The sequence below is a fragment of the Lolliginicoccus suaedae genome (genome assembly GCF_008312885.1).
Classification (GTDB): domain Bacteria; phylum Actinomycetota; class Actinomycetes; order Mycobacteriales; family Mycobacteriaceae; genus Lolliginicoccus; species Lolliginicoccus suaedae.
Genome location: NZ_VSSO01000001.1, coordinates 500,175 through 523,564 on the forward strand (window position 1 = coordinate 500,175; position 23,390 = coordinate 523,564).

Here is a 23,390-nt window from a genome sequence, read left to right on the forward strand (position 1 = left end):
ACAGGTGTAGAATATTGCTTCGGTCGCGTAGCGACGCTGCCTCGCGCCACCAGACCACTGCAAAGGAGCAGCTCATGGCAAGACAGGGGATTGCTCGAGCTCACCACCGCAACGAGCCCCGGCGCACGGTGGAGCCGCTGGCCGATTACGGCTTCTTCGGCCCCGGATCCGTCACCTGGAAGGTCTGGGGCCACTCGACCACCCCCATCCTGGGCCTGCAGCGCGCCGTCGTCGTCGAGGAGCTCGACCCCGCCCTGGTCGCCGCCGTCGATGCGACGGGCGCCAACTACGCCCGCCCCCGCACGCGGTACGACCGCACCGTCCGCTACTTCGCCACCGTCGCCCTCGCGGACAGCGAGACCGTCCTCAAGGCCGCCGACGTGCTCGTCAAGGTCCATGCCCGCGCGATCGGCACCGAGCCGCTCAGCGGCAACGCCTACGACGCCAACGACCCTCGCTCCCAGCTGTGGATCCTCGTCACCGGCTGGCACTCCGTGCTCACGATGCACGAGGCCTATGGCGGCGGCCCCCTCACCGACGAGGAGGACCGCCAGTACTGGGCCGAGTGCGCCATCGCCGCCGAGATGCAGACCTGCGACCCCGCGGACGTGCCACGGTCGCGCGAGGAGGCGCGTGCCTACTTCGAGCGCATGCGTCCCCACCTCGCCGTCAGCGAGGCCGCGCAGCGCATGATGGACCATCTGCTCACCGCCAAGGTCGCCATGCCCGAGCTGCCGCTGCCGCTGCGGCCCCTCGCGCACATGCTCTCCGCGCTCCTGCGGGCCGGCACCATCGCCACGCTGCCGCGCTGGATGCGCCGGCTCAGCGGTTTCGATCAGCCCGCCGCCGTGGATCTCGCGGTGCGCCCCGTGCTCAAGGCCGGCTTCGCGCTCGTCGAGGCGAGCCCGCGGCTCAAGCTCGCGATCGCCTCCGCGCTCGCGCCCTCCCTCCACCCCATCGCGGCGCCCCAGATCCTTGGCATCGCCCCGCTCTCCCCCGAGGTCCTTACCCCCGCGCAGGCCCGCGCCCGCTACGGCTACCCCCGCCCCGCCGAAGCGCACCGCGAGCTGCGCGCCAGGCAGTGGCAGCGCGTGCTCGGCGAGGGCAAGCCACCCAGCGACGAGGGCCTCGTCGAGTCCGAGGCCCACCTCGGCAACCTCGCCTGACCCATCCCCTACGAAAGGAAGCCATGACCCCCTCCACCGCGCCCCTGAACCCGCGCGAGCCAGATTTCACCGCGTTCGACGCCACCACCCGCCGGATCTTCGACGTCACGATCGACTTCTTCGAATCGAAGGGAAAGGCCTGGCTCAAGCAGCAGGACCGTGATCGCGCCTGGTACTCGGACTTCCTCGACCTCGTCAAGCGCGAGCGCATCTTCGCCACGTTCCTCACCCCCGCCACCGAGGCCGACGGCGACCCCGACAAGCGGTGGGACACTGCCCGCAACGCGATGTACAGCCAGATCCTCGGCTTCTACGGCATGCAGTACTGGTACGTGTGGCAGGTGACGATCCTCGGCCTCGGGCCGATCTGGCAATCGAGCAACACCGCCGCGCGGCGCCGGGCGGCCGAGATGCTCGAGTCCGGCGAGATCTTCGCGTTCGGCCTCTCCGAGCAGGACCACGGCGCGGACGTCTACTCCACCGGCATGGTGCTCGAGCCCGGGACGGACGGTGGCTACCGCGCGACGGGGAGCAAGTACTACATCGGCAACGGCAACCTCGCGGGCATGGTGTCGGTATTCGGCCGCCGCTCCGACAAGCCCATCATCGACAGCTCCGACATCGAGCGGTACCGGCCCGAGGAGGACTTCGAGGGCTACTTGTTCTTCGCCGCCGACAGCCAGCACAAGGCCTACAAGCTGCGCAAGAACGTCGTCGACGCGCAGATGTATGTCGCAGCGTTCGACCTCGAGGACTACCCCGTGCGGGCCGAGGACGTACTCCACGAGGGCAAGTCCGCGTTCCACGCCGCGATCAACACCGTCAACATCGGCAAGTTCAACCTCGGCTTCGGCGCGATCGGTGCCTGCGAGCACGCCATGTACGAGGCCCTGACCCACGCCGAGAACCGGATCCTCTTCGGACAGCGCGTCACCGAGTTCCCCCAGATCCGCCGCATGACCGCTGAGGCCTACGCCCGGCTCGTCGGGATGAAGCTCTACAGCGAGCGCGCTATCGACTACATGCGCTCCGCTTCCCCCGGGGACCGGCGCTACCTGCTGTTCAACGCCATCGAGAAGATGAACGTCACCCGCGAGGGCGAGAAGATCATCACGCTGCTGTCGGACACCATCGCCGCGCGCGCCTTCGAGAGTGACATGTACTTCACCATGGCGCTGCTCGGGGTGACGGGCCTGCCCCGGCTCGAGGGCACCGTCCACGTCAACATGGCGCTATCGCTGAAGTTCCTGCCGAACTACATGTTCCGGCCCACCGATGCCGGCCACGCCGCGCTGAGCAAGCTCCCGGTCGGGCGTGCCCCGCGTTCCGCGATGACCGCCCTCGCCAAGGGCGCCCGCGGCATCAGCAGCATCACTGCCGCGGCCCTGCCCGGACAAGCCACTGCCCTGCCCGAGGTGCCCGTGCGGCGCGACGCCACCGACGACGTCTTCCTGTTCAACCAGGGGCCGAGCCGGGGGCTGGGCAAGGTGCGGTTCGCCGACTGGCGGCCAGTGCTGCGCGCGCATGCCACCATCCCCAACGTGGCGGTTTTCCTCGAGCAGGCCGACTCGCTGCAATCCCTGCTCGCGGCCGCTGCACCCACCGCCGAGCAGCAGAAGGACGTGGACTTCCTCTTCTGCATCGGGGAGATGTTCACCCTGCTGCCCTACGCCCAGCTGATCCTCGAGCAGGCCAGCCACGAGGGAACCAGCGTGGACGTGCTCGATCAGCTGTTCGAGATCCTCGTCACCGACATGTCCCGGCATGCCACCACCCTGCACTGCAAGCCGACCGCCACCCCGGCGCAGCGCAAGCGCGCCCTCGACCTGCTGCGCCAGCCCGTGGGCGACCCGGACCGGCTCGACCGTGTCGTCGCGCGGGCCCGCTCGCTCGCCGGGGCCTACGAGATGAACCCCTAGCGCATCAGACCTTGCTGAAGGCCCGCCACATCGCATGCCCATACAGCTCACCGAGCTCATCAGGCGACCATGTGGCGGGCTCATCAAGCAGGGACCGCATTGCCGCCTCGCACGAGGAGATGAACAGCTCGACGAGAACCGGTAGCTTGCGCTCCAGATCTGGGGTGGCCCGCGCTCGCAGCATCGGGGCGAGCTGGGCGCGGGCCGCTGCGGCCACCTCGGCGCGCGCCGCAACGAAGCGATCCGCCACCTCCGGCTCCCGAGCGTGGGAGAACGTCAACCGCCACGAATCCGCATGCGCCGCGCCCGCCCGCAGCAATGCCTGGTAGCCGCGGACGAATGCATCCTCGGGATTGTGAGCGGCTCGCGCGGATGCCTCTAGCGCCTCCATCGTCGAGCCGAGCAGCACCTGCGACTCGCGGTCGAGCAGCGCATCGATCAGCTCCACCCGATCAGAGAAGCACGAGTACACCACCGGCCGCGTCACATCGAGCCGGTCCGCGACCGCCCGGATCGTCACCGCGCTCACGCCCTCGGAGACCGCGATGCCCAGTGCCGCGTCCAGGATCTGCGGGCGCCGCCGATCCGGGCCAAGGTGAGCGGCGCGGGGACGCTGGCTCGATGCAGCAGGCACAGCAGCTCCTCGGTCGGACCGACATTGCCCCACCGATCCTAGGTGCTGGCCTGGCTAGCGGCGTCGGCGGCTTCCGCGTCAGGCCCACGCCTCGAGCTGCTCGCGCAGCCACGCCACGAGGTCCAGGGGCGCATCGAGCATCACGTGATGGCCCGCGCCGTTGATAGTTGCGAACGGGGCATCGGGCGGCAGCACCCGCCGCGTCGCCTCGAGGATCTCGTCGGTCACCACCGAGTCCCGGCCCGCGCGCAGCAACGCCGCCGGGGCGCGCACCGGCCCCTCGACCGCGTGCGGCATCGTCAGGGCCGCGAAGATCGCCGGATCGAACTTCCACGACCATCCCTCCGGCACCGCCTGCACGGAGTGCCCACCGATGTGGCGCTGCAGATGGTCCGCGATCGGCGTGGACGTGCCGAAGGGGCGGAACGCAGCCACCGCCTCCTCACGGGTCCGGTAGACCCGGCCCGGACGCGCGGCAAGGTCCGCGAAGGCCGCGCGCGCGGCGGCACCGGGCATCCCCGCGAACCCGGTATCGAGGAACGCGATCCCACCGAGGCCAGGGCGCGTGCGCTCTAGGTGGTACGCGACCCGGCCGCCCATGCTGTGCGCCACGACGATCGGCCGGTCGCAGCCATCGAGCAGCGCCCCGACCTCCCGCGCCCACATCGCGTAGCTGTAGCGCGCGCGGTGGCCGCTATCGCCGTGGCCGGACAAGCTCACCGCCACGACCCGGCGGCCCTGCGCGAGCGATGGCCCGATGTGGTCCCACCAGTGCGCGTTCGCCGCCGCGCCATGCACCAGCACCACCAAGGGATCCCCCGCCCGGCCCCAAGCCCGGTACGCGATGTCGACGCCGTCGACAGGTAGCGTGCCGGTTTCCACCGGAGCATCGAGGGCGCGCTGGAACCATTCGGGTGCGGTCACTGAGTCTCGGCGATCCCGGCGAGCCGATCGATCGACGCCGCGAGGTTCGCGCTCCCGGTCGCACGGGCACGCGGGAAACGCGATTCATCGGTCAGCCGCGACCAGTCATAGGTATGGGTGACGCGCGACTCGTTGTGCCCCAGCGGCTCCACCTCCCACCGCCACAAGTGGCCGAACGGCGGCTTGCCCACATCCGCCGGGGTCCAGGCGATCAGGCGGCCCTCGGTGAACTCCACGACGTGGTTCTCCCGCGTATTGCCCTTCTTGGTGGTCATGGTGAACACCTCGCCCACTGACCGCACTCGCTGCCCCGCCGGGGCCTCCGCGAGATTGTCGTTGCCGTCCCAGCTCGGCTGCTGCGCGGGATCGGCGATCAGCTCGAAGATCCGGGCCGCGGGCGCGTTGATGATCCGGCTTGCCTGCACCACGTGCGTGTCATCGGTCATGGATCGATTCAATCAGCTCGCGGTCCGCGGGGCACGGTTCGGTTGCGGCGGGGTGGTGCCGCTAGCGCCGCCAGTGGAAACTTTTCCCGCTCCAGCCGGGAAAAGTTTCCACTCCTCACCGAGACGGGCCGAAACCGCGCGATCTACCCCGCGCCGGCCCCACCAGCGCCCCCACCAGGAGCCGAGAGCGCCATGATGAGCTCGAGCACGACCCGCGGGTCGGCGAGGGCGTCGCCGTAGATCTCGCGGAGCTGGTTCATGCGGTAGCGCACGGTCTGGGGGTGGACGAACAGGTCGGCGGCGACGATGTCGCGCTGCCCCTGGCGCAGCAGCCAGGCGCGCAGGGTCTCGCCGAGCCGGTCGGCGGTGGTACCCCGCAGGTCGTCGAGCGGGGCGAGGGCGCGGCGGCGCAGGTCGGCGGTGGCGTCGGGGTCGGCGGCGAGGATCAGCTCGACGAGGTGATCGTCGGTGTCGGTCGGGCCGGTCCGGGTGGTGGGGAGCAGCTCGAGGGTGCGCAGGGCACGCTGGTAGGAGGCAGCGACGTTCGTCCAGGGGTGGGCGGGCCCGATGATGGCGGGCCGGTCGTGGAGCAGGGCGAGCAGGTCGGTGCGCTTGCGGCCGTCCATGTCGGGGACGAGCAGCACGGCGAAGGCATCGGGGGCCTCGATGCCCGGCAGGTCGTCGGTCAGCTGGAGTGCGGACTGGGTGAAGCGGGAGGCAAGGCCGCGGGATTGCGCGAGGGGCAGCAGCACGGCGGTGAGGGTGGCGGGAGGTTGCCAGTGGGCGCGGTCGGCGCTGGATCGCAGCAGTTCCTCGGGCTTTCCGGCTAGCAGGTGCCGGCCGAGCTGGTCGAGGTAGTGCTCCCGGACGCGGCCTGTAGTAGCGCGCTCGTCGGCGTGGCCGGCGCTGCTGGCGGCGGAGAGCTCGTCGATGAAGGCGAAGGCGAGCTCGGCGAAGCGGGCGACGGTGGCGGCGGGCAGTCCGCCCTCCACCGCGGTGTTGGCGATGGCCCGCCAGGAGGCGCGCGCCCCGACGCGGTAGGCGGCGAGGAGGGCGTCCATGGAGCGTCCGTTGCGGGCTTCTCCCCGGCCGAGCTCGTAGGCGGCGTCGAGGGCCGCGGGCAGGGGCGAGCTCTGGTCGGAGTCGGCGGGGCGGGCGGCGATCTGGACGAGCGCGCCGAGGGCCATGCGGACGGCGTTCTCGATGTTGCGGCCCATGCGTCCGCGGAAGGCACGGGTGTAGGACGGGACCTCGATGGTGACGGCGCTGACGGTCAGCTCGGCGTAGCGGGGCAGGCTGGCTTGCAGCGCCTCGACGATGCGGGGGTCGAGGTCGAGCCCGGTTACGCGTCCGGGGTCGCGTCCCTCACTGCTGCGGGGCATTGTTTGTACTCAGCGCATAAAAAGGTAGATCGAGTTCACGTCTCATGGACAAGAGTTTATACCGGCGGTGCGCGAGAGTAGAGGCATGACAACACGGGCTCCGAAATCACTCGCACCCGGCACCCTGCGTGACCGGCTGATCAGGCTGGCCGAGCGGGCAACCACTCCGTTGCTGCCCTCGGACTACCTCGATCTGGTCGCGCCGCTGCGGTCCGGGTCGGCGCTGCGCGGACGGATCACCGCCATCCACCGCGAGACCGCTGAGGCCGCGACTGTTGTCATCAAGCCGGGCCGCGACTGGCGGCCCCACGCTCCTGGCCAGTACGCCCGCATCGGCATCGACGTCGACGGCGTGCGCCAGTGGCGCACCTACTCGCTGACCTCTGAGGTTGGCAGCGCGGACGGGTGCATCTCCATCACCGTCAAGGCGATCGAGGGCGGCACCGTGAGCAACCACCTCGTGCACCGCGCTACCGAGGGCACGATCGTCCACCTCGACCACGCCGCCGGTGACTTCACCCTCGGCGCCGAGCTTCCCGCGAAGGCGCTGTTCGTCACCGCGGGCAGCGGCATCACCCCAGTGATGGGCATGCTGCGCAACGCGGTGGACCGCCTCGACGACGTGGTCGTGGTGCATTCCGCCCCCACCGCCGACGACGCCATCTTCGGCCCGGAACTGCGCGCCCTGCACCGGCAGGGCCGCATCACGCTCATCGAGCGGCACACCGCCACCAGCGGGCGCCTCGGCATCGACGAGCTCAACGCGCTCGTTCCTGACCTTGCTGACCGCGAGGCGTGGGCGTGCGGCCCGGCGGGGCTCCTCGATGGGATCGAGCAGCACTGGGCGGATCGTGGCATCGCTGACAAGCTGCACACCGAGCGATTCCGCATCGCCCCCATCGTCGTCGGGGATGGCGGCACCGTCACCTACGACCGGGCCGGGACCACGGTCGAGGCAGGCGGCTCCGATTCCCTGCTCGATGCCGGCGAGTCCGCGGGCGTGCTCATGCCGTCGGGCTGCCGGATGGGCGTGTGCTTCGGCTGCGTCGTCCCCCTGCGCAACGGCATTGTCCGCGACCTGCGCAACGGCGAGATCACCACTGCTTCCGAGGGCGACGGCGTCCTCATCCAGACCTGCGTGTCCGCCGCGGCGGGCCCCTGCACCCTCGACGTTTAAGGACTACCTGATATGACCGTCATCCAGAAGAAGCCCAACAACGCGATCGCCCACCTCACCGCTGCGGACATCGAGAACATCGGCATCGAGCTCGATGCGATCCGCCAGCAGGTCCTCGATACCCGTGGCGAGCGCGATGCCGAGTACATCCGCTCGGTGATCAAGCTGCAGCGCTACCTCGAGCTCGGCAGCCGCGGCGTGCTGCTCGTCTCGCTGTTCCCGCCGGCATGGCTGATCGGAACCGCGGGCCTCGGCATCGCGAAGATCATCGAGAACATGGAGATCGCGCACAACGTGATGCACGGCCAGTGGGACTGGATGCGCGACCCGAAGATCCACTCCACCACCTGGGAGTGGGACAACGCCTCGCCGTCGGACATGTGGAAGCACTCCCACAACGAGCTGCACCACACCTACACCAACGTCATCGGCAAGGACAACGACCTCGGCTACGGCATCATGCGCGTGGACGAGGATCAGAAGTGGATGCCCTTCTACCTCGCGCAGCCGTTGTGGAACTTCATCAACGCGTGCGTCTTCGAGTACGGCATCGCCGCCTATGACCTCGAGATCGGCAAGTACATGAAGGGGCGGATCCCCAAGGAGGAGTTCGACCGCAAGAAGAAGAGCGTTCTCGCCAAGATCCGCAAGCAGGCCACCAAGGACTACCTGGTGCACCCGCTGCTCTCCGGGCCCTCCGCCCCCACCACCTTCGCCGCGAACGTCGTCGCGAACCTGATGCGCAACTGGTGGACCCACTCGGTCATCATGTGCGGGCACTTCCCCGAAGGCGTGGAGACCTACGAGAAGGCCTCGATCGACGGCGAGACCCGCGGCGAGTGGTACCTGCGCCAGATGCTCGGCTCGGCCAACATCTCCGGCGGCAAGATCACGCACTTCATGACCGGCAACCTGTCCTTCCAGATCGAGCACCACCTTTTCCCGGACCTGCCGTCCAACCGCTACCAGGAGATCGCCCCGCAGGTGCGCGAGGTGTTCGACCGCTACAAGCTGAACTACGTGAGCGGCCCGCTGCCCAAGCAGGTCGCCTCCGCGTGGAAGAAGGTCATCCGGCTGTCGCTGCCCAACGACTTCGGCAGCAAGGTCAAGTCGGCTCCGGCGAAGGTCATCAGCGCCCAGTTCGGGTCCCGCACCCCGGCGAAGGCTGCCGCGTAGCTTTTCTCCCGAGCACGCGAGGGCGGGCCAGGCAACGGCCTGGCCCGCCCTCTCTGCGTGTCGCACCGCACGGGTGCTAGGCCGCTACCTTGCTGGGCTTGCCCCGGCGTAGCGCGCGAGGATCTTTTCCCGCTTCGGCGGATGGATGTTCACGCGGGTGATGTCGCCGTCGTAGTGGGCGAGCACGCGCTTGTCCATAACTGCCCGCCATACCGGCGGCACGAGCGCGAGGATGAACATCGTGGCATACCCCGAAGGAAGCTGCGGGGCCTCCTTGAAGTCGCGTAGTGCCTGGTAGCGGCGCGTGGGGTTCGCGTGATGATCGCTATGGCGCTGCAGGTGGAACATGAACAGGTTGCTGGCGAAGCTGTTGCAGTTCCAGGAATGTCGCGGCGTCACCCGCTCATAGCGCCCGCTGGCAGTCTTCTGCCGCAGCAGCCCGTAGTGCTCGGTGTAGTTGGCGGACTCGAGGATGCTGAACCCGATGACGGCCTGGATCAGGAAGTACGGCAGCACCATCGGTCCGAACGCGACGACGAGCACGCCCACGAGCACGGCGCTCATCAGCCAGGCGTTGAGCACATCATTGCGCAGCGACCAGTGCGACTTCCCAAGCCGCGCGAAGCGGTCCTTCTCCAGCCGCCACGCCGAGCGGGCCGCGCCGCGCACGCTGCGCAGCCAGAAGGTCCAGTAGCCCTCGCCGAACCGCGAGCTCGCGTGATCCTCGGGCGTGGCCACGCGCACATGGTGGCCGCGATTGTGCTCGACGAAGAAGTGCCCATACAAGGTGGGGGCGAGGGCGATCTTCGACAGCCACCGCTCGAGCGAGAGCTTCTTGTGGCCGAGCTCGTGCGCGGTGTTGATGGCAAGCCCACCAACCACCCCGACCGACCAGGCGATGCCCACGTAGCCGATCCAGGAGACATCCATCCGGGTGGCGATCGCGGCGCCGATGAACAGGGCGATGTACTGGGCAGGCAGGAACAGGTACAGCACTGCCCGGTAGTAGCGGTCAGCCTCGAGCTCCTCGGTCAGGCTCTCCGGCGGGTTCTCGCCGTCGGCCCCGAACGCGAGATCGTGCCACTGATGAGCCACAAGTACCGCTTGGGGTCGTGCCACGTGCGCTGCGCGAGATCGACGTCGCTCACTGGCCTGCCTCCTGCTGCTGCATGGCGGCGGCGAACATGGCGCCCATCTTCTCGGCGAAGGCAGTGGTGGCCTTGAGCGGGCGCAGCATCACGGTGAACTCGTCGATGAGCCCGTCGGCGTTGGCGTGGAGGAAGTCGCAGCCCTGCAGCTCGAGGTCGCCGACGCGGGCGCGGAAGACCAGCGCGTGGTCGTCGCCGTCGGAGATCTCCTTCTCGTACTCGAAGTCCTCGAAGACCTGCGTCACCGCTCCGAGGATGAGCGCCACCATCTCGCGGCCCTCGTACGGCCTGTGGGCGATGGGGCTGCGGAAGACGACGTCCTCAGCGAAGATGCTCGGCAGAGTCGAGAAGTCATTGGCCTCGACCGCAGCGCGGAAAGGGTGCACGAGTGGGCTCCTTATTGTGATGTGGGACACTCAGAACATAGTCATCAATCTGACTATGTCAACGACCAGCCAGGGAACGGAGCAGCCACGTGGCGTTGCGGCACGCTGTCCTCGCAGCACTTCTCGACGGGGAGATGTCGGGCTACCAGCTCTCCAAGACCTTCGATGTCTCGGTGTCGAACTACTGGCACGCGCTCCCCCAGCAGCTCTACGCCGAGCTCGCCAAGCTCGAGAAGGAAGGCCTGATCACCGGCCGCGTGGTGATCCAGCAAGGCCGCCCCAACAAGCGCCTGTTCACCCTCGCCGCAGCGGGCACCGAGGAGCTGGCCAGGTTCATCGCCCAGCCCTCGCGACCCTCTTTCATCCGCGATGACCTGCTCGTCAAGGTCCGCGCCTGCGAGGCCGACGGGACCTTCGCGCTCATCGGGCAGCTCGAGGAGCGCGCAGGGCAGGCCCGTGCCAAGATCGCGCTGTTCGACAAGCTGCTGCGGCAGCTGCGGGGCACCGACGACGAGGACGACTTCCTCGCGCGCGCGCCCCGCGTCGGCCCGTACCTGACGGGGCTTCGGGGCAAGGCGTTCGAGGAGGAGACGCTGCGCTGGTGCGAGCAGTCCGCGCGAGTGCTGCGCCTTCGGGCCGAGAACTCCCGCCCGAGAGGGTAAGTTGGTGCAATGGCGAAGTGGCTCTCCCCCCTCGACTCGATGTTCCTCTACATGGAATCTCCTGATTCGATGATGCACGTCGGGGGGCTGATAGAGATCGAGATCACCAACGGCACCGCTGGCGACATGAGCAGGCAGATCCGCGACGAGCTGCAGGAGATCACCGCGGTGCAACCACCGTGGAACCGCAAGCTGGCTACACCGCGGTTCCTCAAGAACCCCGCTCACCGCTGGGTCGTGGACACCGATTTCGATGCGATGTACCACGTGCGTCGCTCCGCGCTGCCCAGCCCTGGCGGCGAGCGCGAGCTCGGTGTCCTCGTCTCGCGGCTGCACAGCCGCCCGCTCGACTTCCGCCGCCCGCCGTGGGAGTGCTACATCATCGAGGGGCACGAATCAGGCAACCTCATCCTCTACACCAAGGTTCACCACTCCCTCGTGGATGGCTACACCGCGGTGAAGATGCTGATGCGCTCGTTCTCCAAGTCGCCGGATGCGCCGGAGGAGCCGTTCTTCTTCCAGATCCCACCTCCCCGGCCGCGCCCCAAGTCCTCCAGCAAGAAGGAGGTCGCGAGCGCCCCCGCCGACCAGGGATCGTTCATCAGTGCCGTGGGCGGCCACATGATGTCGGTGCGCGATATCGGCAAGGGCCTTGGCAGGCTCTCGAGGTCCAGGTTCCGCAAGGACGATCACATCGTCACCGTGCTGCAAGCGCCCCGTGGCATCCTCAATGGCCGCATCGGTCGCGATCGCCGCTTCGCCACCCAGCAGTACGATATCGCTCGGCTGCGCCGGATCGCTTCCGCGGCCGGCTGCACGCTCAATGATGTGGTGCTCGCGGTGTGCGGCGGAGGGTTGCGAGCCTACTTGCAGGGCCTCGACGCGCTCCCCGAGAAGCCCTTGATCGCCTTCGTTCCCGTCAATATCCGCCCCAAGGATGATCCAGGCGGCGGAAACATGGTCGGGGGCATGCTTGCCTCGCTCGGCACCAATGAGGCGAGTGCCGCGGATCGGCTCAGGGCCGTCGTTGCCTCGACCAGCGCGGCGAAGCAGCAGATGGAGAACATGACCCGTGCCGCCATCATCGCCTACACCACTTACGTCGGCTCGCCCCTGCTGATCCAGACGGGTCTCGCGCAGTTCGGCCTGAGCAAGGTCGTCCCGCCGAGCTTCAATGTCGTCATCTCGAACGTGCCCGGGCCGAAGCAGCCGCTGTACTTCCGTGGCAACCGGCTCGCCTCGGTGTATCCGGTGTCGTTCCTCATGCATGGCGGCCCGCTGAACATCACCTGCGAGAGCTACGGCGACACGTTGAACTTCGGTTTCGTCGGTTGCCGCGACACGCTTCCGCGGTTGCAGCGGCTCGCGCTCGCCTGCGGTGAGGCCGTCGACGAGCTCGAGGAGATCTTCGTCAACGCCTAGCGCGTCGACCCCTAGCGGCGGTGCAAGCCGCCCGTCCGGTGCAGGATCGCGGTCACCGCGATCGTTGCGGCGACGAGCAGTTCCCATGCCTGCACGGTGTACACCGCGCCGCGCTCCCACGCGCCCTCGTCGAGGATGATCCCGCCGCCCGCCTGCTGGCTTGCGACCAGCATTGCTAGGCACGCGAGGCCGAGGAACCCGAGCCCGATGCTGATCCTGCGTACCGGGCCGGGGACGAGCCCCCGCAGTGGGCCCGCGCCCGAGGCAATCACCGCGAGGTTGCCGCCGACGATCGCCATGATCGCGCCGATGACATGCCAGCCCATCATCGCGCTGCCGCTCGTGTCGAGCTGCGCGGGAAACACGCCCACGAGGACGATTCCCGTGCCATGCACCAGCGCGAGCAGCAGGAAAGGCACGCGCCACGAGGACGCTCGCGCTGCGCGTGCCAGTAGCAGCGCGCCGAGGACGAGCAGCACCCCGTGGCCGATGAAGCCTGCGTTCATCACCCAGGCGAGCGGCGAGTCGATGACTCGTCCGCCGGAGGTCCCAGTTCCCGGTATGCCCAGGTCACTGATGTAGTTGTACGAGTAGCTGTATCCCGGGAACGCTAGCGCCGCGGCCGCCTCGCACCCCAGGTACCAGGCGGCCGCGGCCGCGAGCACGACAGCGGCGCGCACGCCTAGAAGATCCAGGCGATCAACCAGGCGGTGATCGCCACGATCGCGAGCAGCAGCATGATCGTGAACACCACGATGACCGCGATGGACAGGATCACACGACGCCGGATCTGCGCCCGGGTGAGAGTGGGATCGACAACGTGCCGCTCGAGCAGCGCGACGTTGCGATTGTTCGCCTTGTAGAAGATGTCGAAGACGGTGCCGAGGATCGGTACCGTGCCCGTGATCGCGTCGAGGGCCAGGTTGAGCAGCATCAGGACCAATGTGGAGCCACGTGCGCCGAACCGTGCGGCCTGGATGACGATGCCCGCGCTGATGATCAGGCTGGCGGCATCCCCGCCGCCGGGGAGCAGTCCCAGGATCGGATCGATGCCGAAGGTCTGCTTGGTGCCCGGAATGCGGAACCGCGAATCCATCAGCTTGGAGAATTTGCGGATCTGGGCGCGCCGCTGTTCAGTGAGCTCGGTCGACAGGTGATCCGTCGACACCGCTTCTGTCGACGCTTTTTCTGGGGCCATGCGCCGATTGTCCCATGGGGTCGACGGTCCAGCGCTGTGGAGGCGGGGCTCCAGTGCCCTAGTGGCGCCGGGGAGTGACCGGAACCACCGTTGCTGGCCTGCCGCGCGTGCAAGCATGAACCCCAGACACCCTCATGCCCTTCACCAGGAGATACCGATGGCCACCGATGCAGACCGACATCCAGGAGATCGCAACCGCCGCAGCATCGGCCTGCTGGGCCTCGCCGTCCTCGGAGCGGGAACGATCGCCGCTCTCGCGCCCAGCGTCGCAGTCGCCGCTCCGGCGCCAGTGTGCACAGCGGGCACCTGCATCGTCACCTTCTCGACCGTCGGTCCAGACATATTCACGGTCCCTGATGGCGTCGCCACCGTGGACATCACCGCCATCGGCGGGCGCGGCGCGTCCAACGACCAGGGTGGGGCGGGCGGCCTCGGTGCCATGACCAGTGCCGATGGCGTGGCGGTGGCTGGTGGGGAGGTTCTCGATGTGTTCGTCGCCGGTGACGGCAGTGGCCGCACCGGTGGCGTCGGTGGCGGGGGCGATGCAGCTACCGGGGAGTTCTTCTCCGGCCGTGGTGGCGGCGGGGCATCCTCGGTGGCCCGCGGCGTCGACCGGCTCATCGTTGCTGGCGGTGGGGGCGGAGCGGGCAGCGACTCCATCGCCGCCGGAGGCGCGGCGGGGGCAGACGGAGCGCGTGGCGCTGGCCGCAGCGCTGGGGAAGGCGGGCAGGCCGCGATCGGCACGACGCCCGGCGCGGGGGGAACCGGCGACACCGCCGCGCAGACTGGTGGACCGGGCTCGGCAAACGGTACGGGCGGCAACAGCGTCGAAAGCCCGAGCACAGGTGGCGGGGGTGGCGGAGGCCTCGCCGGCGGTGGTGCTGGCGGAGGCGGTGTCGCTGGCGGCGGTGGTGGCGGTGGCGGGGGTGGCTCGTCCACTGGATCCCCCACTGTGACCGAGCTTCCCGCGGCGGTCATCATCACCTACGCCGATCCTGACCCGGGTTGCAGCGGGCTGATCTGCCTCGACTTCGGCTCCCTCGGGCTACCGAGCTAGCTGCGAGCTACCAGGCTGGGCATCGGGGCGCTCTCGTGTGCGCCGCGGCAAGCTCTGGCGCATTCTATAGCCCTAGACTAATATAAGTAGAAACGTATAGAAGGAGATGGTGAACATGATCCCCGACCCCGTCGCCACCGCAGGGCTCGTCGCGCGCGAGGTGCGCACCGGCACGCGCGGCGCCTCCCCCACTCGCATCGCCATCGCCCGGCGCACCTATCCGACCGACCAGGCCGACCTGTGGGACGCCCTGACCAATGCCGAGCGCCTCCCCCGCTGGTTCCTGCCGCTCACTGGCGAGCTCGCCATCGGTGGCCGCTACCAGCTCGAGGGCAACGCGGGCGGCACCATCGAGCAGTGCGCGCCCCCGGAGTCGTTCGCTGTCACCTGGGAGATGGGCCCGCAGGTCTCGTGGCTGCGCGTGCGGCTCTCCCCCTCCGGCGCGGGGACCGAGCTCGTGCTCGAGCACGAGGCGCCGGTCGACCCCGAGTTCTGGGCGCAGTACGGTCCGGGAGCCGTAGGCGTCGGCTGGGACCTCGCCCTGATGGGGCTCGGGCTGCATCTCACCAGCGGGGAGGCGATCGACCCTGACTTGGAAAACGCCTTCTCAACTTCTCCCGAGGGCATCGAGTTCGTGCGAGCCTCCGCGAACGACTGGGCCCGCGCGGCGATCACCGACGGTGATGATCCAGCCAGTGCCGAGGCGGCCGCGGAGCGCACGCTCGCCTTCTACACCACCATGCCCGAGGACGAGACCCCGGGCTGATGGCAAGCACCGACCACGGAGGCGTGTTCGAGGCGCTCGGCGATCCCGTGCGGCGGATCATCCTCGCTACCCTCGCGGACGGCGAGCGATCCGTCGGAGGCCTCGTGGCCAAGGTGCGCGGTCATGCGCCGATCTCCCAGCCCGCGGTGTCCCAGCACCTCAAGGTGCTGCGGGAGGCTCGGCTGGTGAGCTCGCGGGCTGAGGGCAACCGCCGCGTCTACGCCCTCGATCCGGCAGGGATCGCCGTGGCCCGCGACTGGCTTGCCGCGCTCGCCGACCCGCTCGCGCCGTTCGCCCAGCCGCTCGACGCGCTCGCCACCGAGGTCGCCCGCGGCAAGCGGGAGCTCCGTGGCTCCGCGGCAGCACCGGCCGAGGGCCAGCCGGGGCGCCAGGCCGGGACCGCCTAGCAGCTCCTCGCGGCGTTCGAAGATCGTCGAGCAGGTGTCGATCCACGACCGGCCCGTTCGACCTATGGCCAGAGGACAGTCCTCGCCCACCGCACGCAAGGAGCATCCATCATGCGCACACTGATCATCACCGCGTTCGTTTCCCTCGACGGCGTCATGGAGGCCCCCGGTGGCGGGGAGGACTACCGCAACGGCGGCTGGACGTTCACGGACGTGGAGTTCGACGAGGCGGCCTACGAGATCAAGGGCCGCGAGCAGGCCGAGACCACTGCCCTGCTGCTCGGCCGCAAGTCATACGAGCTCTTCGCTCCGGTGTGGCCGACGATGGAGGAGTTCGCCGGGTACAACGCTATGCCGCGCTATGTCGTCTCCACCACGCTCGGTGGCGATGATCCGCGCTGGCCGGCCACGGTCCTGCGGTCGGTCGATGAGGTCGCAGCGCTCAAGGAGACCGAAGGAGGGCCCATCGCGGTGCATGGCAGCGCAAAGCTGGGCCAGGCGCTGGCCGACGCCGGCCTCGTGGACCGGTACCACCTGCTGGTGTTCCCGCTGCTCCTCGGCGCGGGCAAGCGCCTGTTCAGCGCGACGGACAAGGACACCACCAAGCTTCGGCTCATCGAGCATGAGGTGTACTCCAACGGCATCCAGAAGCAGGTTCTCGACGTTGTGCGCTGAATCGCGCCCTAGCCTCCGTCGCCCGTGTATGCCAGAGTGCATACACGGGCGACGTCCGCCCGCCGTGGCATGAGGAGACCAGTATGGACCGACGCAATCCGCGCATCGGCAAGTTCCGGCGCGAGCGGCTGATCGGCCGCTACCTCGCCAACCCGGCGGTGCGCGCGCTCGACCGGATCGGCGTGCGGACCTCGCTGATGGCCGAGCTCGAGACCGTGGGCCGCAAGTCGGGCCAGCCGCGCGTGGTGCCTGTCGGCATTGCCGTGGATGGGGCGGGCGCCTGGCTGATCTCCCAGCACGGATACACCTCCGGATGGGCGCACAACATCGTGGCCCACCCGAAGGTGCGCCTGCGCGTCGACGGGCAATGGCGCGACGGCATCGCCGAGTTCCGCCCCGACGACGATGTGGTGGCGCGCAGCCGTGGATTCAGCACCAATCCCCTGCTCTCGCGGTTGATCGCGCTGACGTTCCGGGCACTGGAGTCCGATCCGGTCACGGTGCGGATCACCTTCGCCTAGCGGCCACGGCAATGCTCGGTCGGGCGCGGCGCGCGAGCTCTAGAATCGTGCCATGAAATGGTCGCAGGCCACCACGTCCGACGGGCAGGCTTTCGTCTTCGATGACCGTGGCTCCGGCCCCCTGGTCATCCTGTGGCATGGGTACCCCGACACCCCCTATGGCTGGGCATCGACGGCCGAGTTCCTCGCTCGCGAGGGGTATCGCACGATCACTCCGTGGCTGCGCGGCTATCACCCGGAGACCGTGCAGCGCGGGCGTGACTATCGCATGACCACGCTGTCCCTGGACACAGCTCGATTGCTCGATGCCCTGGGCGAGGACGATGCGATCGTCATCGGCCATGACTTTGGCGCGGCGCTCGCCTATGGCGCCGCGGCATACACCCCGGACCGCGTGCGTGCGATCGTGACCGTCGCCATTCCGCACCCGAGCCTGGTGAAGCCGAGCCTCGGACTCGCCTGGGGGGCCCGGCATTTCGCCGAGCTGCGCCTGCCCCTGGCCCAGCGTTGGGTGCAGCGCAAGGACTTCAAGTACATCAGCGACGAATACCGTCGCTGGGCTCCGGGCTGGACCGGCGAATCCCGGGATCGCACGCTCGCTGACGTGAAGAAGTGCTTCGCCGAACCGGGCAACCTCGATGGCGCCTTGTCCTACTACCGCGAGTTCAACGGTAGGTTCGGCCGTGCCCGGCATCCGATCGCCAAGCGGGGTCTCGTGGTCGGCGGCACTGCGGACCTCATTCCAGCGCAGGCCATCGAAGCGACCCCGGCACGATTGGCGGAGGGCTCGTCGGCGCTCGTCATCGAGGGAGCCGGGCACTGGCCTCATCGGGAGGACGAGCCTCGGTTCCAGGCCGCGCTCCTCGAATTCCTGAAGTCGGTGGGCTAGAGGGCCGGGGCCGATCCTCGGGCGCCGCATCGCACTTTTCCGCCTAGCCTGGCCGAGCCGTTGCCTAAATATGTAGACCGGTCTAGTCTAAAACCATGCCACCATCCGAGAAGGGCACCGCGACCCGGGCCCGCATGGTCGAGTCGATGCTCGAGCTGATCCAGTCCCACGGCTACTGCGGCACCGGAACAACGACGATGCTCGAGCACGCGGGAGCCCCCAAGGGGTCGATGTACTTCCACTTCCCCGGCGGCAAGGAACAGATCGCGGAGCAGGCCATCGCCGTTGCGGGCGAGCGCTTCCACGACATGATCACCGGCCTCGTCGAGGAGGGAATGCCACCCGGCCAGCTGCTCGCACGCCTGATCGACACGCTCGCCTCGCTGCTGGCCGACAGCGACTACCAGCTCGGCTGCCCCGTATCCGTGGTCACCCTCGAGGTGGGAGCGAGCAACGCGCGCCTGCGCGAGGCCTGCGCGAGCGCCTACGCCTCCTGGATCGGCCCCCTGGCCGACTACCTCGCATCACGCGGCATGCCCGGCGAGCGCGCGCTCGACCTCGCCGCCACGATCGTCAGCACCGTCGAGGGCGCCATGATCGTCAGCCGCGCCAACCGCCACACCGACCCCCTCCGCCGGGCCGCCCGCGTACTCGGACCGCTGCTTGACTCCGAGGCGCACCATCCACAGGAGAAAAAGTCATGACTGCATCACCCAGGACCGCTCTCGTCCTCGGCGCCACGGGATTCATCGGACGACACCTGATCCTGAGGCTCGCCGCCGAGGGCGCCACCGTCATCGCCGCCTGCCGCACCACCGAGTCCTTCGACAAGCTGCTCGCCTGGCTCGACGAGCACGAGTCCGCAGCTCCCCCGAATCGGCTCATCGTCGATTTCCACGCCCCGCGCCTCGCCGTGGCGGATGATCCCGGGATCGGGGCGGTTACCGAGATCCACAACTGCGCCGGCGCCTACCGGTTCGGGATGAGCGTCGAGGAGGCGCGCGCGGCCAACGTGGCAAGCGTCCGCGAGATCGTCGCGCTCGCGGCCACGCTGCCCCGCCTCGAGCGGCTCGTGCACGTCACCGGATACCGCGTGGCCGCGCACGAATCCGTGCCCACGCCCTGGAGCGAGGACCAGGCCTCGGCCATGTACCGCCAGCTCGGTGCCTACGAGGCATCCAAGCTCGAGGCCGACGACACGCTGCGCACCGAGGCGCAGCGGCTCGGTGTGCCCTGGACGGTCATCAACCCCTCCACGGTCATCGGCACCAGCACCACCGGCGAGTCCGACCAGTACCTCGGGCTCGCTGACATGCTCCGCGAGCTTTGGCAGGGCACATTGCGGGCCATCCCCGGCGGGAGCGACACGTTCATCCCGGTCGTTGCCGTGGACTACCTCGCCCGCTTCATGGCGCTCGCCGCCACCGACCCCGAGGCAGCCGGGCACGCCTACTGGGTGCTCGATGACCACACGCCACCGCTGCCGGAACTGCTGCGCCACATCGGTGAGCACTACCACGTGCCCGTGCCGCGTGCTCGCCTGCCGATCGCCGTGGTCAAGCGACTGCCGCAGGCACTGACGAAAGCGGACCCCGAGACCCTGTCGTTCCTCTCCAGCGACCGCTACCCCACCAGCGAGGCGCGCGATCTCGCTCGCCGCCACGACCTGCCCATGCCACCGGTGAACGAGTCACTGGCGCGCTGGGCCGACCATCTCGCGGCGCACCGGTTCGGGCTCCCTGCCCGCGCACCGGACCTGCGACGTCGCTTCGCCGCCCACGCCGGGGCGCGCACGTTCCTGCTCGGCCCGGACGCGCCCCGCGCGCTCGTGCTGCCGGGGCTCCCGGTCAACGCGGACAGCTGGGCGGCCGTCGCTCAGCAAGCCGGGGAAACGACCGTCGCGGACCTGCCTGGGCTGGGCTTGAGCAACGGTGACCTCAAGGCGTGGCCCCAGTGGATCGACGCGCTGATCGCCGGTACGGGCGCACGCCACCTCGTTGGGCATTCCATCGGCTCGGCCGTCGCGGTGGAGGCCGCGCACCGCAACCCCTCCGCCATCGATCAGCTCACCCTCGTCGCACCGTTCTTCCTGCAACCGCGCCCCGGCTTGATCGCCCGCCTCCCCATGCTCACCAGCACCTATCTCAAGCACGCGAGCGCGAGAACGCTAGCCACACGGATCACCGGGCGTGCCGAGGATGCCGCAGCCCTCCTCGGCACGGTCGCGGACCTGCGGAGGCCCGGCACCACCCGGCGCATCAGCCAGTTGCTGCGGCGTGCCGTAGACCCGCGCTGGCGCCAATCGCTCACCGAGCAGCTCGTCGGGTTCCCCGGGCGCATCCACGTGATCGTCGGCTCACAGGATCCGCTCGCACCGTGGGCGACGGAACTGCTGGCCCCGCTCGGCGACCGTGCCCGCGTGACCGTGATCGACGGTGCCGGGCATCACCCGCAGCTCACCCATCCTGCCCAGGTCGCGCATGCGCTCCGACATGGACTGGTCGCGCATGCCACGGTGCCGAGGGAGTGAGAACACCGTAGTCTTCTCTCGCATGGCCTCCGGAACAACGATGCATAGCTTCACCGTCCAGCTCGCCGACGTCGACCGAGGCCTGTACGAGCAGCTCGAGCTGCGGCTCGCGCGGCATCCTTCCGAGACCGCCGCGTTCATGGTCACGCGACTGCTCGCGTACTGCCTGGAATACCGGGAAGGCATCACCTTCAGCGATGGTGGCGTCTCCTCCGCCGACGAGCCCGCGGTACTGGTCCGCGATCTCACCGGGCGCCTCGTCCACTGGGTGGAGGTGGGCGCGCCCGATGCCGAGCGGGTCCACCGTGGCAGCAAGCGTGCTGGGTCTGCAGCCATCTACACCCACCACGATCCGGCGCGCGTGCTGGCCCAGCTGGCGGGCAAGCGCATCCACCAGGCCGAGACGATCCCTCTCCATAGCTTCGACCGATCGTTCATCGACGCGGTCGCCGCGCTGGTCGAGCGTCGCAACGACCTGGCGTTGTCGATCACCGAGCAGCAGCTATTCCTCGAGCTCAACGGCAGCGTGCTCGAATCCCCGGTGATCGAGCATCGGCTGGCCTGACAAGCGCTGCGCTGACGGCCTAGCGCTGCTGATCGCGGAACCGGTATAGCGCCCGGATGTCCCGGGTGATCGCCTTGCGCTCCTTGCTCCGCTTGGCGGACTTGCGCGCGTCACCCCGGCTGGCGGCCCATTCGCTCTCGCGCAGGAGCTTGCGGTAGCGATCGAGCCTGCGCGCATCGAGCTTGCCGGCAGCGATGGCCTCCTGCACCGCGCACCCCGGTTCGCTGCGGTGAGCGCAGTCGCGGAACGAGCACGAGGATGCCCGCTCCTCGATGTCGGAGAACACCTGCTCGATGCCGTCAGCGGCATCCTGGATGCCGATGCCGCGCAGGCCGGGGGTGTCGATGAGCGTGCCGCCGCCTGGCAGCGGCACGAGCTCGCGATGCACGGTCGTATGGCGTCCCTTCCCATCGGCGCGGCGAACCTCGTTGGTGCCCATGAGGTCGTGCCCGAGCAGCGCATTGGCGAGGGTGGACTTGCCCCCACCTGAGGGGCCGAGCAACACGGCGGTGCCTGTGGTGCATTGCGCGAGCTGGTCGATGCCCTCGCCGGTCGCGGCGCTGGTAGTCACGATGTCTACCCCCGCGGCGACAGCCTCGACGATGGCCAGATCCATGGTGGGGTCGTCAGCGAGATCAGCTTTGGTGAGCGCGATCACGGGCCGCGCGCCGCTGCTCCAGGCCAGGGCGAGCAGCCGCTCGATGCGGCCAGCCCTGATGGGCATGGCGAGCGAGACCACGATGACGACGGTGTCGACGTTCGCGGCCAGGACTTGCTGGCGGGACGTGCGATCCGTGGTGGCCCGGGTGATCGCGCTGCGGCGTGGCAGCAACGCCACCAGCTCGGGCTCGGGACCGGGTCGCAGGGCCACCCAGTCCCCCGTGCACACCATGTGCTCGGGATCGTCACTGGCCACGGCGTTGATAGAGGCGCGGACAGGACCCGCGTCGGTGATGGTGCCGCAGCGGCCGCGATCGACCCGTGCCACACGGGCGGGCACCAGCCCAGCGGCCGCGTGCTCGGCGAACTGCGCGGCACGAGCATCGTCCCAGCCGAGTGCCGACAGGCGCGGGGAGGGGGACGGATAATCAGATGATGGTTGCACGATGAGACCCTTCGTGAAGGGGCCCCGTTGCTCACCCAGAATTCATCTGGCTCCATCGGTGGCGACAGAACCAGGGCGGGGCCGCGAGCGGCCCACGGGCGTCGGTCACATCGGGGCCCGGGAGGAATGACTGATCCGGGCGCTGCGCGCGGCAGCGATCCTCACCGCAATCATGAATCGGCCTCCCTATCCCTCGACTCTCCACGTGAACCTGAAGCTAGCACTCGGCGGGAAGCCTGTCGACGCATTTTCCCGCCGGACCAGCTCGTACGCGCTGGCACGCCCCACGGGCCTGGCTTCGTCGCGCCATAAGCACCCGCAAACACCAAACGCGATAGAAGATCCACCGGGTGTTCATGGACTTCTATCGCGTTTGGGAGGACCAGGGGCTTGCTACGCGCCGCTTGGCTTCGGGCGCTTCCCGCGCGGGGCGTACTCATTGACGTACTCCTGGCCGGTGAGAGCCTGGATGCGGTCCATGATGTGGTCGGTGAGCGCCCGCTCGGCAGCCTTGTCGCCGCTGATTCCGAAGGCGGCGGGGTCGATGGGCTCGCCGAACGTGACGATGACCTTCTCGCGGTTCCAGGTGTTCTTGCCCGGCGGGCAGACCTTATCCGTTCCGATCACGCCGACGGGGATGATGGGGACGCCGGTCTCGAGCGCGATGCGGGCGACCCCGGTCTTGCCGCGGTAGAGCCTGCCGTCGGGCGAGCGGGTGCCCTCGGGGTACAGGCCAACGAGGCGGCCTTCCTTGAGCAGTCGCTTGGCGGTGTTGAGGGCGTTCTCGGCAGCGCTAGCACCGGTGCGGTCAATCGGTACCTGCCCGGTCTGGGAGAAGAAGAACCGCTGGAATTTCCCCGACAGGCCCGGGGTGGTGAAGTACTCGTTCTTCGCGAGGTAGGAGATGCGGCGCGGTGAGGCGAGCGGCGCGAACAGCCAGTCGGCGATGGACATGTGGTTGCCGGCGATGATGCCGGGCCCGTCCTTGGGGATGTTGTCGACGCCGCGGAAATCGGGGTGGTTGCACACCTTCAAGAACGGCCCGATGATCCCGAACTTGAGTATCCAGTACAGCGTCTGGTTGCTGCTGAAGTCCGGGTGGTGCGTGACCGCTTCACTATCGGCCATGTTCGTCCCTGTCTCCTTCAAGGCCCATTGGCCCGTGCCGGTAGCTGGGCACCAAGCGGGCACTAGCGTGTCGAATTCGTCGTATTGACTCTCGCCTAGTTAGTCCG

The 23,390-nt window shown here is 68.8% G+C and carries 25 protein-coding genes; 15 read left to right on the top strand and 10 right to left on the bottom strand.

The features are described 5' to 3' along the window. Nucleotides 1–74: 74 nt before the first annotated feature. Nucleotides 75–1,166: an oxygenase MpaB family protein gene (locus FXO18_RS02250; protein WP_149359434.1), complete on the top strand. Its 1,092-nt coding sequence runs from the start codon at nt 75–77 to the stop codon at nt 1,164–1,166. Nucleotides 1,167–1,189: 23 nt separating this feature from the next. Further along, nucleotides 1,190–3,085 (top strand): acyl-CoA dehydrogenase, encoded by a 1,896-nt coding sequence (locus FXO18_RS02255; RefSeq protein ID WP_149359435.1) that lies wholly within the window; start codon nt 1,190–1,192, stop codon nt 3,083–3,085. 4 nt (nt 3,086–3,089) lie between these two features. On the opposite strand, the gene FXO18_RS02260 is transcribed toward FXO18_RS02255, so the two are convergent. The 4 genes from FXO18_RS02260 to FXO18_RS02275 form a co-directional block, all read right to left on the bottom strand. Then, the gene (locus FXO18_RS02260; protein WP_149359436.1) at nt 3,090–3,719 is read right to left on the bottom strand and encodes a TetR/AcrR family transcriptional regulator; all 630 of its coding nucleotides are present in this window, start codon (nt 3,717–3,719) and stop codon (nt 3,090–3,092) included. A 78-nt stretch (nt 3,720–3,797) separates the two neighbouring features. Next, nucleotides 3,798–4,643: an alpha/beta fold hydrolase gene (locus FXO18_RS02265; RefSeq protein WP_187774136.1), complete on the bottom strand. Its 846-nt coding sequence runs from the start codon at nt 4,641–4,643 to the stop codon at nt 3,798–3,800. Continuing rightward, nucleotides 4,640–5,089: an SRPBCC family protein gene (locus FXO18_RS02270; protein ID WP_149359438.1), complete on the bottom strand. Its 450-nt coding sequence runs from the start codon at nt 5,087–5,089 to the stop codon at nt 4,640–4,642. Before FXO18_RS02270 ends, FXO18_RS02265 begins: the two co-directional genes overlap by 4 nt. A gap of 143 nt (nt 5,090–5,232) precedes the next feature. Further along, nucleotides 5,233–6,471 carry a PucR family transcriptional regulator gene (locus FXO18_RS02275; RefSeq protein ID WP_149359439.1) on the bottom strand — a complete coding sequence of 413 codons (1,239 nt, stop codon included), beginning with the start codon at nt 6,469–6,471 and terminating at the stop codon, nt 5,233–5,235. 85 nt (nt 6,472–6,556) lie between these two features. Between FXO18_RS02275 and FXO18_RS02280 the strand changes: the two genes are divergently transcribed. Continuing rightward, nucleotides 6,557–7,648, top strand: a complete 1,092-nt coding sequence (locus FXO18_RS02280) for a ferredoxin reductase (protein WP_149359440.1) — start codon at nt 6,557–6,559, stop codon at nt 7,646–7,648. A gap of 12 nt (nt 7,649–7,660) precedes the next feature. Continuing rightward, a complete protein-coding gene (locus FXO18_RS02285) occupies nt 7,661–8,824 on the top strand; it encodes a fatty acid desaturase family protein (RefSeq protein WP_149359441.1) in 1,164 nt (387 codons plus the stop codon). An 84-nt stretch (nt 8,825–8,908) separates the two neighbouring features. Here the strand turns inward: FXO18_RS02285 and FXO18_RS02290 are convergent, their stop codons facing one another. Both FXO18_RS02290 and FXO18_RS02295 read right to left on the bottom strand, forming a co-directional pair. Continuing rightward, nucleotides 8,909–9,919, bottom strand: a complete 1,011-nt coding sequence (locus tag FXO18_RS02290; RefSeq protein WP_235900396.1) for an alkane 1-monooxygenase — start codon at nt 9,917–9,919, stop codon at nt 8,909–8,911. A gap of 49 nt (nt 9,920–9,968) precedes the next feature. Continuing rightward, the gene (locus tag FXO18_RS02295; RefSeq protein ID WP_149359443.1) at nt 9,969–10,358 is read right to left on the bottom strand and encodes a nuclear transport factor 2 family protein; all 390 of its coding nucleotides are present in this window, start codon (nt 10,356–10,358) and stop codon (nt 9,969–9,971) included. 89 nt (nt 10,359–10,447) lie between these two features. On the opposite strand from FXO18_RS02295, the gene FXO18_RS02300 reads away from it, so the two are divergent. Both FXO18_RS02300 and FXO18_RS02305 read left to right on the top strand, forming a co-directional pair. Continuing rightward, nucleotides 10,448–11,020 carry a PadR family transcriptional regulator gene (locus tag FXO18_RS02300; protein ID WP_149359444.1) on the top strand — a complete coding sequence of 191 codons (573 nt, stop codon included), beginning with the start codon at nt 10,448–10,450 and terminating at the stop codon, nt 11,018–11,020. Between the two features lie 9 nt (nt 11,021–11,029). Then, a complete protein-coding gene (locus FXO18_RS02305) occupies nt 11,030–12,442 on the top strand; it encodes a WS/DGAT/MGAT family O-acyltransferase (RefSeq protein ID WP_149359445.1) in 1,413 nt (470 codons plus the stop codon). Between the two features lie 11 nt (nt 12,443–12,453). On the opposite strand, the gene FXO18_RS02310 is transcribed toward FXO18_RS02305, so the two are convergent. Continuing rightward, nucleotides 12,454–13,122 carry a DUF998 domain-containing protein gene (locus tag FXO18_RS02310; protein ID WP_149359446.1) on the bottom strand — a complete coding sequence of 223 codons (669 nt, stop codon included), beginning with the start codon at nt 13,120–13,122 and terminating at the stop codon, nt 12,454–12,456. A gap of 2 nt (nt 13,123–13,124) precedes the next feature. After that, a complete protein-coding gene (locus FXO18_RS02315; protein ID WP_149359447.1) occupies nt 13,125–13,640 on the bottom strand; it encodes a DUF4112 domain-containing protein in 516 nt (171 codons plus the stop codon). A 157-nt stretch (nt 13,641–13,797) separates the two neighbouring features. On the opposite strand from FXO18_RS02315, the gene FXO18_RS15820 reads away from it, so the two are divergent. From FXO18_RS15820 to FXO18_RS02360, 9 genes are all read left to right on the top strand, one after another. Continuing rightward, the gene (locus FXO18_RS15820) at nt 13,798–14,697 is read left to right on the top strand and encodes a hypothetical protein (RefSeq protein WP_187774200.1); all 900 of its coding nucleotides are present in this window, start codon (nt 13,798–13,800) and stop codon (nt 14,695–14,697) included. A 115-nt stretch (nt 14,698–14,812) separates the two neighbouring features. After that, entirely contained in the window at nt 14,813–15,463 is a 651-nt protein-coding gene (locus tag FXO18_RS02325) for an SRPBCC family protein (RefSeq protein ID WP_235900397.1), read from the top strand. Continuing rightward, nucleotides 15,463–15,870 carry an ArsR/SmtB family transcription factor gene (locus FXO18_RS02330; protein ID WP_149359449.1) on the top strand — a complete coding sequence of 136 codons (408 nt, stop codon included), beginning with the start codon at nt 15,463–15,465 and terminating at the stop codon, nt 15,868–15,870. The genes FXO18_RS02325 and FXO18_RS02330 overlap by 1 nt, the downstream gene beginning before the upstream one ends. A gap of 111 nt (nt 15,871–15,981) precedes the next feature. Next, the gene (locus FXO18_RS02335) at nt 15,982–16,545 is read left to right on the top strand and encodes a dihydrofolate reductase family protein (RefSeq protein ID WP_149359450.1); all 564 of its coding nucleotides are present in this window, start codon (nt 15,982–15,984) and stop codon (nt 16,543–16,545) included. A gap of 83 nt (nt 16,546–16,628) precedes the next feature. After that, on the top strand, nt 16,629–17,066 hold the full coding sequence (locus FXO18_RS02340; RefSeq protein WP_149359451.1) for a nitroreductase family deazaflavin-dependent oxidoreductase: 438 nt from the start codon (nt 16,629–16,631) through the stop codon (nt 17,064–17,066). A 52-nt stretch (nt 17,067–17,118) separates the two neighbouring features. Beyond that, nucleotides 17,119–17,955: an alpha/beta fold hydrolase gene (locus FXO18_RS02345; protein WP_149359452.1), complete on the top strand. Its 837-nt coding sequence runs from the start codon at nt 17,119–17,121 to the stop codon at nt 17,953–17,955. 95 nt (nt 17,956–18,050) lie between these two features. Next, entirely contained in the window at nt 18,051–18,659 is a 609-nt protein-coding gene (locus tag FXO18_RS02350; protein WP_235900398.1) for a TetR/AcrR family transcriptional regulator, read from the top strand. Further along, the gene (locus tag FXO18_RS02355; RefSeq protein ID WP_149359453.1) at nt 18,656–20,485 is read left to right on the top strand and encodes an alpha/beta fold hydrolase; all 1,830 of its coding nucleotides are present in this window, start codon (nt 18,656–18,658) and stop codon (nt 20,483–20,485) included. The genes FXO18_RS02350 and FXO18_RS02355 overlap by 4 nt, the downstream gene beginning before the upstream one ends. 22 nt (nt 20,486–20,507) lie before the next feature. Next, the gene (locus FXO18_RS02360) at nt 20,508–21,050 is read left to right on the top strand and encodes a YaeQ family protein (protein ID WP_149359454.1); all 543 of its coding nucleotides are present in this window, start codon (nt 20,508–20,510) and stop codon (nt 21,048–21,050) included. A gap of 19 nt (nt 21,051–21,069) precedes the next feature. Here the strand turns inward: FXO18_RS02360 and rsgA are convergent, their stop codons facing one another. Continuing rightward, nucleotides 21,070–22,155 (bottom strand): ribosome small subunit-dependent GTPase A, encoded by a 1,086-nt coding sequence (gene rsgA / locus FXO18_RS02365; RefSeq protein WP_149359455.1) that lies wholly within the window; start codon nt 22,153–22,155, stop codon nt 21,070–21,072. A 393-nt stretch (nt 22,156–22,548) separates the two neighbouring features. Then, nucleotides 22,549–23,283, bottom strand: coding sequence for a lysophospholipid acyltransferase family protein (locus tag FXO18_RS02370; RefSeq protein WP_149359456.1), 735 nt, complete (start codon nt 23,281–23,283; stop codon nt 22,549–22,551). Nucleotides 23,284–23,390: the final 107 nt, after the last annotated feature.

Coding starts and splice junctions, on each gene's coding strand:
- FXO18_RS02355 (WP_149359453.1), top strand. CDS start 18,656: ATGACTGCATCACCCAGGACCGCTCTCGTCCTCGGCGCCACGGGATTC.
- FXO18_RS02315 (WP_149359447.1), bottom strand. CDS start 13,640: ATGGCCCCAGAAAAAGCGTCGACAGAAGCGGTGTCGACGGATCACCTG.
- FXO18_RS02285 (WP_149359441.1), top strand. CDS start 7,661: ATGACCGTCATCCAGAAGAAGCCCAACAACGCGATCGCCCACCTCACC.
- FXO18_RS02330 (WP_149359449.1), top strand. CDS start 15,463: ATGGCAAGCACCGACCACGGAGGCGTGTTCGAGGCGCTCGGCGATCCC.
- FXO18_RS02350 (WP_235900398.1), top strand. CDS start 18,051: ATGCCACCATCCGAGAAGGGCACCGCGACCCGGGCCCGCATGGTCGAG.
- FXO18_RS02335 (WP_149359450.1), top strand. CDS start 15,982: ATGCGCACACTGATCATCACCGCGTTCGTTTCCCTCGACGGCGTCATG.
- FXO18_RS15820 (WP_187774200.1), top strand. CDS start 13,798: ATGGCCACCGATGCAGACCGACATCCAGGAGATCGCAACCGCCGCAGC.
- FXO18_RS02345 (WP_149359452.1), top strand. CDS start 17,119: ATGAAATGGTCGCAGGCCACCACGTCCGACGGGCAGGCTTTCGTCTTC.
- FXO18_RS02280 (WP_149359440.1), top strand. CDS start 6,557: ATGACAACACGGGCTCCGAAATCACTCGCACCCGGCACCCTGCGTGAC.
- FXO18_RS02360 (WP_149359454.1), top strand. CDS start 20,508: ATGGCCTCCGGAACAACGATGCATAGCTTCACCGTCCAGCTCGCCGAC.
- FXO18_RS02275 (WP_149359439.1), bottom strand. CDS start 6,471: ATGCCCCGCAGCAGTGAGGGACGCGACCCCGGACGCGTAACCGGGCTC.
- FXO18_RS02250 (WP_149359434.1), top strand. CDS start 75: ATGGCAAGACAGGGGATTGCTCGAGCTCACCACCGCAACGAGCCCCGG.
- FXO18_RS02325 (WP_235900397.1), top strand. CDS start 14,813: ATGATCCCCGACCCCGTCGCCACCGCAGGGCTCGTCGCGCGCGAGGTG.
- FXO18_RS02255 (WP_149359435.1), top strand. CDS start 1,190: ATGACCCCCTCCACCGCGCCCCTGAACCCGCGCGAGCCAGATTTCACC.
- FXO18_RS02340 (WP_149359451.1), top strand. CDS start 16,629: ATGGACCGACGCAATCCGCGCATCGGCAAGTTCCGGCGCGAGCGGCTG.
- FXO18_RS02270 (WP_149359438.1), bottom strand. CDS start 5,089: ATGACCGATGACACGCACGTGGTGCAGGCAAGCCGGATCATCAACGCG.
- FXO18_RS02370 (WP_149359456.1), bottom strand. CDS start 23,283: ATGGCCGATAGTGAAGCGGTCACGCACCACCCGGACTTCAGCAGCAAC.
- FXO18_RS02305 (WP_149359445.1), top strand. CDS start 11,030: ATGGCGAAGTGGCTCTCCCCCCTCGACTCGATGTTCCTCTACATGGAA.